The 14080-nt window shown below is 67.1% G+C and carries 15 protein-coding genes; 5 read left to right on the top strand and 10 right to left on the bottom strand.

Features of this window, described 5'->3' with window-relative positions:
- Positions 1-4 precede the first annotated feature (4 nt).
- On the bottom strand, positions 5-655 hold the full coding sequence (locus ACFVU2_RS19335; protein ID WP_387877865.1) for an HNH endonuclease: 651 nt from the start codon (positions 653-655) through the stop codon (positions 5-7).
- A 33-nt stretch (positions 656-688) separates the two neighbouring features.
- Positions 689-1585, bottom strand: coding sequence for a DUF4429 domain-containing protein (locus tag ACFVU2_RS19330; protein ID WP_387877859.1), 897 nt, complete (start codon positions 1583-1585; stop codon positions 689-691).
- A gap of 84 nt (positions 1586-1669) precedes the next feature.
- Between ACFVU2_RS19330 and ACFVU2_RS19325 the strand changes: the two genes are divergently transcribed.
- Entirely contained in the window at positions 1670-2092 is a 423-nt protein-coding gene (locus tag ACFVU2_RS19325) for an ABC transporter ATP-binding protein (protein ID WP_387877856.1), read from the top strand.
- Positions 2089-2685, top strand: coding sequence for a hypothetical protein (locus ACFVU2_RS19320; RefSeq protein ID WP_387877853.1), 597 nt, complete (start codon positions 2089-2091; stop codon positions 2683-2685). Before ACFVU2_RS19325 ends, ACFVU2_RS19320 begins: the two co-directional genes overlap by 4 nt.
- Positions 2686-2701: 16 nt before the next feature.
- Here the strand turns inward: ACFVU2_RS19320 and ACFVU2_RS19315 are convergent, their stop codons facing one another.
- Both ACFVU2_RS19315 and ACFVU2_RS19310 read right to left on the bottom strand, forming a co-directional pair.
- Positions 2702-3967, bottom strand: coding sequence for a Y-family DNA polymerase (locus ACFVU2_RS19315; RefSeq protein WP_387877851.1), 1266 nt, complete (start codon positions 3965-3967; stop codon positions 2702-2704).
- The gene (locus ACFVU2_RS19310) at positions 3964-4386 is read right to left on the bottom strand and encodes a LexA family protein (protein ID WP_387878185.1); all 423 of its coding nucleotides are present in this window, start codon (positions 4384-4386) and stop codon (positions 3964-3966) included. The genes ACFVU2_RS19315 and ACFVU2_RS19310 overlap by 4 nt, the downstream gene beginning before the upstream one ends.
- Positions 4387-4635: 249 nt before the next feature.
- On the opposite strand from ACFVU2_RS19310, the gene ACFVU2_RS19305 reads away from it, so the two are divergent.
- On the top strand, positions 4636-5154 hold the full coding sequence (locus ACFVU2_RS19305) for a hypothetical protein (protein WP_387877849.1): 519 nt from the start codon (positions 4636-4638) through the stop codon (positions 5152-5154).
- A gap of 59 nt (positions 5155-5213) precedes the next feature.
- On the opposite strand, the gene ACFVU2_RS19300 is transcribed toward ACFVU2_RS19305, so the two are convergent.
- The 6 genes from ACFVU2_RS19300 to ACFVU2_RS19275 all read right to left on the bottom strand — a co-directional run bounded on the left by ACFVU2_RS19300 (position 5214) and on the right by ACFVU2_RS19275 (position 8344).
- Positions 5214-5552: a hypothetical protein gene (locus tag ACFVU2_RS19300; RefSeq protein ID WP_387877846.1), complete on the bottom strand. Its 339-nt coding sequence runs from the start codon at positions 5550-5552 to the stop codon at positions 5214-5216.
- 94 nt (positions 5553-5646) lie between these two features.
- Positions 5647-6252 carry a hypothetical protein gene (locus ACFVU2_RS19295; RefSeq protein ID WP_387877844.1) on the bottom strand — a complete coding sequence of 202 codons (606 nt, stop codon included), beginning with the start codon at positions 6250-6252 and terminating at the stop codon, positions 5647-5649.
- A gap of 25 nt (positions 6253-6277) precedes the next feature.
- Positions 6278-7069 carry a hypothetical protein gene (locus ACFVU2_RS19290; RefSeq protein ID WP_387877841.1) on the bottom strand — a complete coding sequence of 264 codons (792 nt, stop codon included), beginning with the start codon at positions 7067-7069 and terminating at the stop codon, positions 6278-6280.
- Positions 7070-7246: 177 nt separating this feature from the next.
- The gene (locus ACFVU2_RS19285; RefSeq protein WP_387877838.1) at positions 7247-7525 is read right to left on the bottom strand and encodes a hypothetical protein; all 279 of its coding nucleotides are present in this window, start codon (positions 7523-7525) and stop codon (positions 7247-7249) included.
- Positions 7506-8108, bottom strand: coding sequence for a hypothetical protein (locus tag ACFVU2_RS19280; protein WP_387877835.1), 603 nt, complete (start codon positions 8106-8108; stop codon positions 7506-7508). The genes ACFVU2_RS19285 and ACFVU2_RS19280 overlap by 20 nt, the downstream gene beginning before the upstream one ends.
- Before the next feature lie 17 nt (positions 8109-8125).
- Positions 8126-8344, bottom strand: coding sequence for a hypothetical protein (locus ACFVU2_RS19275; RefSeq protein ID WP_387877833.1), 219 nt, complete (start codon positions 8342-8344; stop codon positions 8126-8128).
- 318 nt (positions 8345-8662) lie between these two features.
- On the opposite strand from ACFVU2_RS19275, the gene ACFVU2_RS19270 reads away from it, so the two are divergent.
- Together ACFVU2_RS19270 and ACFVU2_RS19265 are read left to right on the top strand one after the other, a co-directional pair.
- Positions 8663-13348: an LPXTG cell wall anchor domain-containing protein gene (locus ACFVU2_RS19270; protein ID WP_387877831.1), complete on the top strand. Its 4686-nt coding sequence runs from the start codon at positions 8663-8665 to the stop codon at positions 13346-13348.
- Positions 13349-13457: 109 nt separating this feature from the next.
- The gene (locus ACFVU2_RS19265; RefSeq protein WP_387877828.1) at positions 13458-14078 is read left to right on the top strand and encodes a hypothetical protein; all 621 of its coding nucleotides are present in this window, start codon (positions 13458-13460) and stop codon (positions 14076-14078) included.
- Positions 14079-14080 lie beyond the last annotated feature (2 nt).

Below are 14080 nucleotides of genomic sequence, written 5' to 3'. Positions count from 1 at the left end.
ATGCTCAGCCGCTGATGCCGAAGGCGCGCATCCGCGCGTGATGGTACTGCGCGCTGGAGTAGGCGAAGCCGCGCGCCGCAGCGACGGCGACAATCTTGGGGTACGCGCCGATGAGGCCATCCCATCGAGGATCAGCGCTGGTCGCCAGGGTGCTCATCTGGTGCGCCTCGAGCAGCGCGTTCCCGCGCTGCGTGTTGCAGAAGGCATGGATCGTGCGCAGGTTCGAGAGCTCGCTGCTGCCGCCGCTGCTGCTCGGCACCACGTGGTCCGCCTCGGCGGCGACGGCCCAGTAGACCGGGTGGATCTCGCCGCGCTTGTAGTGCTGCTGGTACGGCAGTTCCTCGGGGAGCACGTCGCTGAGAGCGACGAGCACGCCGCGCGGGACAGCGCGGCCGCCGCAGGCTCCGCAGCGGAAGCCATCTCGGATGAGAGTCTGCGCTCGGTCGCGCTCCTTGATCGGAACGCGCTTGTGCACGCCGTCCGGCTGCTGCGCCCCCGCGAGGCTGACCTTGCCGAGCCAGCGCTCGCCCGCGATCGGCGAGACGCGCAGGCGCGCCAGGTCGAGGTCGTCGTCAACGAGGGCCGCTGCGACAACTGCCAGTACGTCTGCGTAGCGGTCGACGGCTGCGCCATCCAGGGTAAGTACGTCGGACACGTGTTAGAGCGTATCTGGAGACCTCGCGCGCGCTCAGCGACCAGCGAGCACGGCTGCTTTCGCGTCGGCGAACTCTTGGTCGCTCAGCACTCCCTGCTGATGGAGCTGGGCAAGGGAGCTGAGCTGCTCAGCGATCCCAGGAGATGGCGCGGCAGCCGCGGGTGCAGGCGCTTCGAGCGCCCCTGCAACGGCTGCGGCAGCGGTCTTCGCTGCCGTGTTGAACAGCGCCGCGAAGCGAGTGGCGTCGCTGTACTGATCGGGCTTCGCGGGAACGGCCCATGCCGCGAGCGGACCGTCGATCAGGAGGAACACCTGCCGGCTGTCGACCTTCTTCTGCATCAGCCCACCGCCGAGTGCTCCAAGCGCACCGAACAGCACGCCGCCCATAGCGACTCGGGAGAGGGTCGGGCGCCGATCAAGCTCGCCCGCCGTGTCGACCACGGCGTTCGAGCCTGCGATCGGCTGCGTGACGCCCTGGTACGTGACGCTCTCACCATCGAACGACAGCCCCGGGAAGAGCGCCGCGATCCGCTGGTCGTCCATCGCCGCCTGGAGCGCGCGGAACTCAGCGAGTGCGCCCTTGATCGTCGCGCCCTCGACGCCCTCCTTGTTCGTGAGGCCGCGACCGGCTGTCTTGTCTCCTGCGTGCGGCGTCCGGTCCACGATCAGGGCGAAGGCATCGGCGGCCGCGCGCGCAGTCTTCCCGGTCATGAAGCGGAAGATCGACTTGCCGTTCTTGGTGACGATCTCGATGTGCCCGTTCGTCGCGAGGTTGGCGGGCCTGAATGAGCGGTCGGTGATCTCCTCGAAGAGGATTCGTCGCTCCGACGTGCCCAGCGCGCCCTGTGATACTCGACCTGTCGCCTGGATCGTGACGCCCTCGTCGTCCACTGTGAGCGCGTAACCGTAGACACCTTTGAACTCGGGCATCGAAACTCCTCTGTGAGTGGCGATCGTGACAGTCCAGAAGATAACAGGAGCCGCGGCGTCGTGCAGTCCTGCGAGGATGGACCCATGACCAGCGACGAGCAGCACGCGAGCGCCCTTCGAGAATGGGCTCGCGGGTCCACGACTCTCGCCGCCGCGACCGAGCTGCTGATCCGATCGGGCTTCGCCCAGGAGGGGCGCCCCTGGGTGCGATACGACGAGCAGCACCAGCGGCCGTGGATCGCCTTCGACGAGATCCCCGACCTCATCGGGGTGATGTCCGGCGGCGAGAAGCGGCTCCTGTCGATCGCTGCGTCGCTCGGCGGATCGACCAGCATCGTCCTCGCCGACGAGGTCGCCGGCCTCGACCGTCTCCGGGCCGAGCTGGTCTCGATCGCCATCATCCACGCTGCCGGGTTCGCTGAGCCGACGATCGACTTCGTGGACGGCGACGACCAGCCGATCGAGGTCCCGCCGCTCGCGAGCTGGCCCGATGTGTCGGCACGATGATCGATCTCTCCGGATTGCCCGATCCCTCCGACCGCGACCAGGCCTGGGTCGGAGACGAACCCGCCTACGCGGTATGGTCCGACCGTATGCGCGCGGCGGACCTCGACCTCGATGCGCGCAAGCAAGTGGCTGCGAAGTGGCGGCTCATGCACAACTTCGGTGAGGAGGCGATCGACCGAGCCTCCCTTGAATGGATCGCCTCGCTCGGTCCGCTTCGCGAGCTCGGCGCAGGTTCCGGCTACAACGCCAAGCTCCTGTTGGACGTCGGCGGGGACGTGATCGCCACCGACCCGGAGCCCTGGATGCCGACGTGGACTCCAGTCGAGATCGACTCCTACGAGACCGCACCGCGCGACGGCCGGATTCCGCTCTTGGTCTGGCCATACATGAACGTGCCGAACCAGTGGCTGCAGTCGGACGACGCACCCTCCACCCTGCTCGTCATCAACGACGTCGAACCTCGCAACGTCGGGCGCGTACCTGGCTACAACAACGTCCTCGCCAAGTCGTGGGAGCTGATCGAGTCTCGCGAAGTTCGCACAGGGTGGCGCTACTACACCGACTACGTCCACCTCTGGAAGCGCGACTCATAGCCCGCCTGGCGACTCGTCAGCGAGCGAGCACGGTCGCCATCTCCGCCCAGTGCGTCGTGGCGCGCGGCGAGAGCATCTCGCGGCGCATCTCGAAGCCGGCGCCGAGCCGCATCCCGGCCATGCCGAGTCCGATGACTGTTTCCCCGTGGCGACGGTGGACCTTGTCGAGCAGGTCGCCGACGCCACGGTGGTCGTAGCTCGGCTGGAACATCGGCAAGAAGGAGTGCGAGCTGGCGGGGGAGAGGTTGTTGAGCATGACGCCCGCCCGGACGTACTTCACGCCGGGCCGCAGCTTCTCGCGCAGGCTCTCGGCGGCTGCCTTGGCGATCGCCACCGGATCATCGGTCGGCATCGCGAACGCCGCCTGCCCCCATGCCGAGACGTAGTTGTCGGCGTACGGCGACGACGCAGCGAACGCCGAGACGAGGCCGGCCACAGACTTGTCGCGGCGCATCCGCGCCGTGGCGCGCTGGGCGTAGACGGAGAGCACATGCTCGACGGTCGCGGGGTCGGTGACCGGATGCCCGAACATCCGCGAGCTCATGATCTGCTGCTTGACCTTGCGCTCAGGCTCGATCTCGATGCACGAGATGCCGTTGAGCTCGTAGACGATGCGCTGGACGACGACGCCGAACGCCTTCTTGATCATGGCGGGGTCGGCGTTCTTCAGGTCGAGCATCGTGTGGATGTCGCGCTCGGCGAGCCGACGCTCGAGGCGACCGGCGATGCCCCAGGTCTCGCTGGTCGGGTAGGAGGCGAGGATGCGCTCCTGCTGCTCGGTCGAGTAGTCAGTCCAGGCGCAGACGCCGTCGAGCTGCTTGTTGCGCTTCGCCCCGTGGTTGGCGAGCTTGGCGAGGACCTTGCTCGGGCCGAAGCCGACCGAGACGGGCAGCCCCACGTTGCGACGGACCGCACGGCGGATGTCGCGGCCGAGCGCAGCGAGGTCGGTGCGCTCCTCGTTGACATGGAGGAAGCACTCGTCGATCGAGTACTCCTCGACCCAGGCCCCGTAGCGTCCGACGAGCTCGTGCATGCGGGCGCTCAGGTCGCCGTACAGCTCGTAGTTGCTTGATTTCGCGGTTAAATTCCAGTGATCGGCGGCACCCTTGATCTTGAACCAGGGGGTCCCCATCTTGATGCCGAGCGCCTTCGCCTCGGCGGAGAGCGCAACCACACATCCGTCGTTGTTGCTCAGCACCACGACGGCTCGCGACGCGAGTGTCGGGTCAAAGACCCGCTCGCAACTCGCATAAAAATTGTTGCAATCGACGAGACCGATCATCGGTGGCGGTGGATGTTGAAGGTGACGACGCCCCAGATCACCATCTCGGTTTCGCCTTCCAGGGGAATGGACCGGAACGCCGGGTTCTCGGCGCGGAGGATCCAACCGCCGCTGGAGCGCGCGAGCGTCTTCAGCGTGAGCTCGCCGTCGACGATCGCGACGACGACGTCGCCGATGTCGGGCTCGATGCTGCGGTCGACCAGGATCTGGTCGCCGTCGAAGATCCCGGCGCCGATCATCGAGTCGCCGGCGACGTTCAGGATGAAGGTCGACGTGCGATCGAGGATGAGGTTCTCGTTCAGGTCGATCGGCCCGCGGTAGTGGTCTTGGGCCGGGCTGGGGAAGCCCGCCGAGACGGCGGCTGCGACCGGAGTGAGGACTCCGCCGGGCGGCGCGAACGCGTCGATCGGGCCGAGCACCTCGAGCACGTCTCTACCTCACATTCAGGACAGTTTCGAACACATGTTCGATAGGCAGAGTGTACGTCGGAGCGGCCGACACCGCGATGAGGTATATGGCGGACAGCCAGCTCAGCCGAACCTCGTTCCGCTGGGCCGCTCGCTGCGGCGATGAACCCCCCTCCCGAACTAGGGGTATCCGCCGAACGGTGTTTGTCAGGCCCCGCCAATAGGCTGCTGAGACCGCACGAAATCAGGGGGAATCCGGCCGTGAGCGCACACCCAGGGTGGTTCACCCATCCGTCCAACACCAACCTGCAGATCTACTGGAACGGTGAGCGGTGGTCGGGCTCGCGAGTCAAGTCGCAGGCGAAGCCTGGCGACCCGATCTACCCGGAGGGCACTCAGCTGCCCGCGGCACCTCCCGGGTGGAACGCGACGCCGAAGCCGGCGAGGAAGCCGATGGGCTGCTTCGGCTTCTTCCTCATCGCTGCCGGGGTCGTCGTCGCCATCGTGATCGCGCTCAACGTGTACGGGTCGTTCCGCAACGCGAACCCCACCGACGAGGACAAGCAGGCTGAGTCGCAGGTGGCGTGCGAGAACGTCGTGAAGAACAACCTCAAGTCGCCGAGCACGGCGAGCTTCTCGAACGAGACGGCGACGGGCACCGATGGCCAGTACACCGTCACCGGCGACGTCGATTCGCAGAACAGCTTCGGCGCCATGATCCGGAATCACTTCACCTGCGAGTCGGACGGCTCGACGGTCCATCTCACCTCGCTCGGCTGAGCTGACTCAGAAAGCGAGACCCCCGCGGCCCGAAGGCGGCGGGGGTCTCGTGCTCTGGACTAGAACGGCTGCTGGCTCCATCGGGCCTCGTGTGCGCGGAAGCCGACCTCGACATCGATCGCGATGGGATTCGGGTCGACGCTGGTCGTGATCACGATCGGGTCCGGGCGCTCGCGCAGCCAGATCTTGATGCGCGTCCGCTTCTGCGGTCGTCGATCGGTCGGCAGCTCCTCGGTGTGTTCGACCGCGGTGACCGTACCGATGTGGGTCTCGACCTCGACTTCGTCACCTCCGCCGTTGCGACCGCGGTAGGTGATCTTGACGACGATCGTGGTCGGGTCGCCGGTGAGGAGCTGCTCGAAGCCGGCGGCGTCGGTGAGCGGTATCAGGTCGGTCATGCGGACTCCTTCTGAGTCGATGGTGGGTTCAGAGCTGGGCGCCGGAGAGGACCCGGTACGACAGGGTGGCGGCGGGTTCGGCGCCGGCGGGGCGCTACCGGGTCTGGTACCGCGGGTGCAGCACCTCGTTCGGCCAGCCGAGGTCGGCGACCGTGAGGCCCCGTCGCGCGAGGTCCCTGGGGTGGCTCATGACCGTGGCTTGGTTCATGAGCGTGTTCTTTGCCTCGATGCTGTTCAGCAGCAGCGCGCTCCACACAGCGACGCCGAACTCGCTGAGCGTTGCGACGAAGACCGTCTCGATGTCGTTGAATCCTTCGACGAGTCCGATGATCATCGCCGCCATCACCCATTGATCGTTGGTGACCGCGTCGCCGTGCACGGCGATCAACGCAGCCTCGAGTCCTTCGCGGAAGTCTTCGCGGACGTGCTGCGGGTCGCGGCTCAGCCACCGCGGCTCCGGCTCGGGCTCGGGCTCGATCCAGAGGATCGTCACTTCGCCGAGCTGGGCCGCAGCTCCTGCGTCACCGTCGATCTCCTCGACGGCGGAGTCGATCCATCGCCAGTACTCGTCGACGCCCTTGCAGCGCTCGGCGACGGCCCAGCCGCGCACGATGCTTCCCACGGGGAGCGAGGCGTACTCGGCGGCGGTGCTGATGGTGTCGCCGACGGCGAGCTTCTTGGTGGGCGTCTCGGTGTCCAAGGGATCTCCGTTCGGGTGGGTGGGTTCAGAGGTTGGCGCCGGAGAGGATGTCCTCGAGCGAGCGCTCGACCTTCTCCAGTGCCTCGATGGCGTTCTCGATGCCGAACTCGGTGTCGACGACGGCGCGCAGCGCGCCGATGACCGGGCGGAGCACCGGGTGGTACTTCTTCGCCAGGCGTTCGATGGCGATCGGGTCGTCGCCGGCGGCCAGCTGGTGGCGCAGCGAGCCGGCGTTGTCGACCAGGTCCGAGGCCTTGACCAGGAGCGCGTCGAGCGCGGGGTGGCCGTCGCCGTCGAGGACGAGCTGGGCGAGGCGCTCGACGTGGTACTGGTAGTCGTCGCGGGTGTCGCCCGGCCGGTTGCTGACCAGGTCCACCGCCAGGGAGAGGCGGTGGCCGTAGCTCTCGCCGAGCCAGTCGAGCGCGGCGAAGTGGACGCTGCGTGGGTCGGTGACCTCGACGTGCTTGCGGCGGTTCTCGTGGAGGTAGACCTCGACGATCTCGACGGCGCGGTCCTCGACGACGTCGTGCAGCAGCGCCTGGGCGATGCGGACCGGGCTGGCCCCGGTGACGCCCCAGCGGATCAGCCGCAGCGCGTTGCGCAGCGGGTGCTCGATGTACGGCGTCCGCGGGAGGCCGTGGCGCACGCGGCGGGTCTGGTGGCGGTGCAGGTGGGTCGCGAGCATGGCGGCGCTCGTGATCATGTCGCGGTCCATCGGGTCTGCGACGACGCGGTCGATCTCGCGGGAGAGCTCGTAGGCGAGCATGGCGCCGTCCATCTCCTTGAGCGGGACGCGGGGGTAGATCGTGGAGAGCATGGTGGGCCCTTCTTCTTCACGTTGCGCCGCAGCGCCGGGTCTCGTGCAGAGGAGGAGTCCCCTGCGTCGAGGTCGTTCCCGGAGGCGGCTCCGCCGGCTCCACTTCTGACAGATCCGGGGAAAGAAGAGACCCCCGCCGCCGGTGAGGGCGACAGGGGTCTGATGGGAGGCGGTCGGCTACGACCTGGCTGGGTTCGCGTCGATCAGCTCGTACTCGACCGTGACGAACCGGTCATTCCGGATCTGGATCGGCTCCGCGCGACCGTGCATCCAGATCTTGGTTTCAGGGTGCGGCGATCTGGAATCGACTCGATGGTTGACCGACGCGACGTCGCCGAAGTGGGTCTCCGTGAAGTACGGCTCGCCATCCGACGACGCAAACATGGACACATGGAAGCGGACGCGCTTGTCGACGAGGCTCTCGAACTCGCCGGGCTCACTGATCATGATCTTCATGGCGTGCTCCTTCCTGGGCTGCTTCATCTTCACACACACCTCGCGCCGGGTCCTGCTTGCCCGTGAGCTGTGCGAGGAGCTCTTCGGGAGACAACGCGGTCATGGGCGCAGTGTGCGCTGCGCACAAGAAGACGCTGCTGCCGTCGGGGCCAGTCTCCCAATTGTGGGTCGTACCGACGCCGCAGTCATGGCAGAACTGCCCGAGCTGCTCACCGGTGAAGATCCGGGTGCCGAAGGTGTTGCAGTGCTTGCAGAAGCCCGCGCCGTTCATGTAGCCACGAGGCTCCCACTCGTGACTCGTTCGGCCGTCCACACAGTGGATCGCGCGCTGGTACTGCTGCCAGCAGGATTCCTCGCACGCTTCGGGGGTCTCACCTTCGCCTCGGATGAACGCAGCTCCGGGCGGATAGACCTCCATGAAGAGCGTCGTGTAGTTCGGCTTCTCCGGATTGCGGGAGAACACCACGCCGCGGCCGGCGGATACGACCGTCTCTTCGGGCCACGGGTGTTTGGCTTCGTACGAGCCGAGGGAACGGAAGCTGATCGTGGTGCCGATGTCTTTGCCGCTGATGATGGCCTTCATCCGGGTTCCTTCCTGGATCAGATGCGGGTCTCGTCGACGAGCAGGATGAGGTCGTCGCCGGGGTCCTGGTCGTCGGCGCGCCTCCAGGTCTCACCTGCGACGGGCACGCAGAACAGCCAGACGCCGTACTGGTTGAGCCGCCACAGACCGAAGTCGGCGGGGGAGCCGCCGCGGTAGATGCCCGGCTTCATGATGCGCTTGGGCGCGGGCGCGCTGGTGAGGGTCTTGTCGTTCATGGCGGACTCCTTCGACTGGTGCGGGGAGATCCCGCCTTCGAGGTCGTCCCCCGAAGGCGGCTCTGCCGTCTTCTCGGCTGTGCAGGAGCGGAATCAATCGGCGGTCCCGGCCCCCGCGAACGGGGGTGACAAAAGACCCTCGTAAACGTCATTTCTCCTCATTAACGAGCGAATTTGACGCAGGCATCGGGTAGGCTAGTGGGACGAGTCCGAGCAGCGGCAGCCCCGTCGATGCTCGGACTCGTTTCAAGAAGAGAGGCAGACCAGATGACGAACCCGAGTCGTTATGCGTCGAATCGAGCCGCGCTTCGTCGCGGCGTGCGAGCCCTCCTGGCCAGCGCGCTGGTCACAGGACTCGTCATCACCGGAGCCACCGCAGCGCAGGCCAGTGGCGTCGGCGGTGGTGGAGTCGGCGGTGGCGGCGGCGGGGGAAGCGACGGCGGCCCGACGCAGTACTGGGTGTTCACCGGTGATCAGCCGGACGCCAACGGCAACCCGCAGCAGGGGTGGGGGCAGGCCTCCATCGACTACTTCGCCTCGGCGATGGAGCAGTCGGCCAAATGGGGCGACCAGGTCGGCGGCGACCGCACCGGCATCAACAGCGCGTGCGGTCAGGCGATCAACGACGCCATCGCACGCGGTGGCGGCGCAGCAACGCAGGCTCGCGTCATCCAGGTCGGCACCGCCGTGAACTGGAGTGGCGGCCAGGCCTACATGGGCTGGGGTGGAGTCCAGGCCGACATGCAGGCCGACTACGAGAACAAGACGAGCACGAACTACTGGCAGCCGAACCTGCCCGGCTACAGCGCGGCTCTGCTGCAGCAGGTCCACGACACTTTCCAGGCCTCCGTGCCTGCGACTCCGCGCATCGTGTGCGTGGCGCTGAACGACACCGAGGCGGCCAACTACAACCTCTCGATCAGCACCGACAAGTCCTCGACGTTCTCCACCGCGGGCGCCTCGACTCCGGTCAGCGACGCGGTGCACGCGTCCCCATCCACGGGCATCAACGAGAACCTCGCGGCGACCGCGACGCTGACCTGGGGCGGCGTGGAGGGCAACCCGAAGTCGGCCAGCAAGAACTTCACGATGGCGAACAACGGCACGACGGCGACCCCGCTGTTCACTCCGGCCGATTTCGGCTGGACGGCGTGGCCGGCGGGGAACTTCTGGTTCGACGTCTCCGTTCCCAAGCAGGGCCGCATGAACGCGGCGGTCTCCGTCGCCGGTCAGAGCGACCCGCGGGAGAGCTGGAGCGCGAGCCCGGCCGCGCCGACGAAGGTCATCACCACGGGAACGCCGGGGACGCCGCTTGCGAGCGACGCGACGCTGACCTCGGGGATGTTCTACAACGCGCAGATCGCCGCGAACACGAACGGCTACACCAGCTCGATGACGATCACGGACACGATCGGCACCGACAAGGTCTTCATCGGCTCGGCGACCGCCGACGACGCGACCGCGGCGTACGTCCTCGACCCGAGCGGCAACAAGGTCGCTGGGGCGAGCATCGCGATCGACCGCAGCACGGCCGGTACCGTCAAGGTCTCCGGGACGGTGACCGGCATCCCGGCCGCCTTCCACGCCCGCGTGTACACACTCGTGGTTCCCACCTACGTGCTGCCGACGCCGAGCGACTACACGGTCCCGGATACCTCGCAGGTCTGCTACACCGCGGCGCAGACGGGCTGCATCGCGGGCAACTCGAAGCAGGTCGTGAAGGTCACCCCGGCGCCGGACAAGGTGTGGGTCCTCGACCCGAACGGCGGCCTCACGGCGGCAGACCCCGGCCAGACGAACCAGCAGGGCGCGGACAACAAGGTGTTCCTGATGGGCGACGCCGTCTCGGCGGTCGTCAACGGCCGGATCCCGGGGAAGCTCGGCCAGGCGATGACGAACTACCAGGTCGTCGACGACTGGACCCAGGCGGCACCGTACGTCGACTTCACCGACCCGTCGCAGGTGAAGGTCTACGCCGAGACCGCTCCGGGCTCGGGCAGCTACGTCAGCGTCACCGACCAGTTCACGATCAAGGTGAACGGCACTGTCACCACCGCGACGGCGCAGCCGTCGTTCCTGGCGACCACGAAGGGCCTGAGCGGCGACCTGCACATCAAGCTCGTCGTCACGGGCTCCTTCCGCAAGGACTTCAGCACCGGTGGCAACGTCGTGCAGCTCACGAACGCCGGGAGCGAGGTCTGGAACAACCAGACCGTCGCCACCAACACGCCGCCGGTCTACACATGGACGCCGAACCCGAACAAGCATGTCCTCGGCTCGGCGGACGAGTCCGGCGACAAGACGCACGCCGACATCAACGGCACCTCGGTGTGGCCGGGGCAGAAGCTCGAGTACTCGATCGGCGTAGACCTCCGCGTCCCGACGAACACCGCCTACGGCGTGAAGACCCTGGCTGTGCTCGATGTCTACGACCCGTACTTCACCCCGGACAAGACCTCCATCGAGTTCTGGGACTCCCGGGGCACGAACCCGCAGCCGGTCCCGCGTAGCGCGTACACGATCGTCCTCGATCCGACGAGCCACACCGCGACGATGACCTTCACCCCGGCCTGGATCGCGGCGAACGTGAGCCCGAACGGCGGCGACAGCGAGTGGCTGACGCAGGGCTGGCTGACGATGCGCTTCACCGGGACGGTGAACGCCAACGCGCCCGAGGGCAGCTCGATCAAGAACCAGGCGTTCCAGATCATCAACGGGGCGAGCACGGGCACCTCGGTGCCGACTGTGCAGATCCCGACGCAGAACCCGGACAAAGAGTCGCTGAGCTCGGCGCAGACCGACATCAACGGCAAGACCGTGGTGAAGGGCGACATCATCCTCTACCGGCTCACCCTCGACGCGAACCCCGCCCGGGCGCAGCTGGCGTACAACGTGCACAAGCTGGGCATGGTCGACACCTACGACTCGGCCTACCTGTCGCTGGACCCGTCCGCGATCAAGGTGACCGAGAAGGCCACCGGGAACGATGTGACCGCGAAGTTCAACGTCCAGGTGACCAACGGCACGGTGTACGTCTTCGCCAAGACGGTGGACACCCCCGACGTCTACGGCGGCCCGACGATCCCGGGCAACCCGCAGCCGAGCGACCTCGCGGCGTTCGACCAGGCGCCGATCCGTCCGCTGGAGGACCCGATCATCGACCAGACGCTGCTCGGGCAGCAGTACTGGGTCACGATGCCGACTGTGGTGACCCAGGAGGTCGCCGGTCACGTCATCCAGAACACCGCGCGGCAGAACATCCAGAACACGTACAAGCTGACGCGCACGGTCTCCAACCCGCTGGCGGCGATCGACCCGTCCAAGGACGTCGTCGTCTCCGACACCTCCGGTGAGCACTCGGTCAACCAGACCGAGGTGCACCTCTGGACGACGTTCAACTACCGGCTGAACAGCTCCGAGATCCCGGCGAACCGCGCGTACGCCGCCTCGCAGTGGTCGCTGACCGACGCCTTCGACAAGGCGCACGACCAGTACACCGGCGTGTGGGCGGTCTACGCGAACACCGACATTTATAACGGCTCGACGCTCGAGTTCGCCAAGGGGTCGCTGATCCAGGACTCCACCGGTGGCGGGGCGGCGACGGCGGCCCTGTTCAACGTCAGCTTCGACGAGACGAGCTACACGCTCACGGCGACTCCGACGCAGGCCTACCTCGACCTGATCGGCGGCCGCGGCGACCTCTCGAACGCGTTCGCGGTCTACACGCAGATGGAGCGGATCGCGCCCGCCGACAAGATCACCAACACGGTGCAGGAGAGCTACAACGGCGTCGCCCGCGAGTCCAATGTGGTCTGGACGATGACGAAGGAGTACCCGGCGCTGGCGGTGCAGAAGTACACGCTCGCCGAAGGCACCACGACCGGGGTGCACCGTGACGCCAAGACCGCGTACGCGGTCACGCAGGACGAGCTCGCCTCGGCCCCGCTTCCCGCCGGTTCACCGGACGGCGCCGCCGGGACGGTGATGCAGAAGGGTGTGCAGATCGGCATCCGCTTCAGCAACACCGGCGACACCCCGCTCACGGGCGTCAAGCTGCTGGACTTCACCCAGGACGGCCAGTACGGCGACCTGGAGGGCCTCGTCTGCGCGCAGCCCGCTTCGGTCACCCCCTCGTTGGTGAAGAGCAACCTGGCTCAGACTCCCGGCAACAACGGCACGGTCTGGGTACAGCCCTCCACCATCACCGAGCTCGCCTTGGGGCAGACGGTCGACTGCCAGGGCACGGTGCGCGGTCTTGCAGCAGGGATGTCGCACGCGGACACCGCCGTGGTGACCGCCCAGTCCGTGTTCACGCAGGCGCCCGTCAAGTCCGAAGACGTCTGGTTCGCCAAGGTCACCTCGACCCCGGGCATCGGGATCGTGAAGTACACGCTCTCCGAGGGCCCGGACGCCGGGAACCGCAACGACCCGAACGCGCCGTACGTGCTCAGCGACTCTGACGCGAAGAACGGCGTCAAGGTGGCCTTCAACATCACGAACACCGGCGACGAACCGCTGAGCAAGGTGGCCTTCACCGACGCGACGCAGGACGGCACGACCGGCACGGTCACCGGCATCCAGTGGCTGGACCCGGCCGCCGGCGGCGCGATCACCCTCGGCTCCGGCCAGGCGTACTCAGTCGCGGCCGACGGCACGGTGACGATCGGCGGCACGAAGTACACGCCGCGGCCCGTCGCCCAGCTCACCGACCTCGCCGTCGGCAAGGGTGTGCTGCTTGTGGGCACCCTGACCGGGATGAAGCCGGGCTCGAAGCACACCGACGTCGCTACGGTGACGGCGACCGCGCTCTACTCCGGTCTGCCGCTGAAGGGCAGCGACCCGTGGAACGCGGAGCTGCCCGGCGCCGGTGCGGTGACCGGTACGCCGATCACCCGCAGCGACGAGAAGTCCAGCCTGTTCGGCAGCGCCTCGCTGCTGCTGATGGCGGCCAGCGTCGTTGCGTACATCCTCCGCCGGCGCACGCGCCGCGCCAGGACCTCGTAGCGGCCAAGCCCCGGCCCCTCGAGTAAAAGCGAAACCCCCGCAGCCACGTGGCTGCGGGGGTTTCGTGTCTCAGAGAGTGCGGAACCGGTCGGACGGTACGCTCTGCGCTATGGACACAGCGACCGAGATCCTGCATGGCGAAGCTACTGTGATCGTCCGCCGCAAACTACCTGACGACTTGGGGCTCGGTGAGTACAGGTCCATCGTCGGTCGCCTCGAAGAAATGTGCGTGATGTCGACACTCCTACCGGAGGTGGCGCCGGCCGCGCGCGTGGGAGTGATGGCGGAAACGACCAAGAAGCCCGGGTTGCTTCGTGCTCAATACGGCAGCGACTTCTTCATGGTGATTTCTGTTGCACTCGGCCTCGCCGGTGGAATCAAAGCCCTCGCCTACGCCGTCAAGAGCGTCGCGGAGGCGGCTAAAGCCCTTGCCGAGGCTCGCGAAATCGACGCGAAAGTCAACGAAATCCTTGCGCGATCGACGCGCACGGAACATCGCAGCGCACAGGTTCAGCGGCGCCGGATCTTGCGGGACGAAGCGGGGTTCGACTTGGTAGTGGCGAAGCTCGCGGAGGCCTTGGATGAGGCCGGGTACGCGGATTCTGCGGAGGCTGTCCGCCGCCGCGATCGGGATGATCCTCGATACAACCTGATCGCGATGGTGCAAGGCCTCGCCGAGTGGGACCTCGATATTCAGGTCAAAGATGACGGCGACGAGAACGAATCCTGATC

It is taken from the genome of Leifsonia sp. NPDC058194 (genome assembly GCF_042883605.1).
GTDB lineage: Bacteria > Actinomycetota > Actinomycetes > Actinomycetales > Microbacteriaceae > Leifsonia.
This window is presented reverse-complemented; position numbering and strand designations above follow the sequence as displayed.

Bases quoted from the DNA above. Each gene is read 5' to 3' on its own strand.
- ACFVU2_RS19330 (WP_387877859.1), bottom strand. From the start codon at position 1,585: ATGCCCGAGTTCAAAGGTGTCTACGGTTACGCGCTCACAGTGGACGAC.
- ACFVU2_RS19325 (WP_387877856.1), top strand. From the start codon at position 1,670: ATGACCAGCGACGAGCAGCACGCGAGCGCCCTTCGAGAATGGGCTCGC.
- ACFVU2_RS19320 (WP_387877853.1), top strand. From the start codon at position 2,089: ATGATCGATCTCTCCGGATTGCCCGATCCCTCCGACCGCGACCAGGCC.
- ACFVU2_RS19315 (WP_387877851.1), bottom strand. From the start codon at position 3,967: ATGATCGGTCTCGTCGATTGCAACAATTTTTATGCGAGTTGCGAGCGG.
- ACFVU2_RS19300 (WP_387877846.1), bottom strand. From the start codon at position 5,552: ATGACCGACCTGATACCGCTCACCGACGCCGCCGGCTTCGAGCAGCTC.
- ACFVU2_RS19290 (WP_387877841.1), bottom strand. From the start codon at position 7,069: ATGCTCTCCACGATCTACCCCCGCGTCCCGCTCAAGGAGATGGACGGC.
- ACFVU2_RS19285 (WP_387877838.1), bottom strand. From the start codon at position 7,525: ATGAAGATCATGATCAGTGAGCCCGGCGAGTTCGAGAGCCTCGTCGAC.
- ACFVU2_RS19280 (WP_387877835.1), bottom strand. From the start codon at position 8,108: ATGAAGGCCATCATCAGCGGCAAAGACATCGGCACCACGATCAGCTTC.
- ACFVU2_RS19275 (WP_387877833.1), bottom strand. From the start codon at position 8,344: ATGAACGACAAGACCCTCACCAGCGCGCCCGCGCCCAAGCGCATCATG.
- ACFVU2_RS19265 (WP_387877828.1), top strand. From the start codon at position 13,458: ATGGACACAGCGACCGAGATCCTGCATGGCGAAGCTACTGTGATCGTC.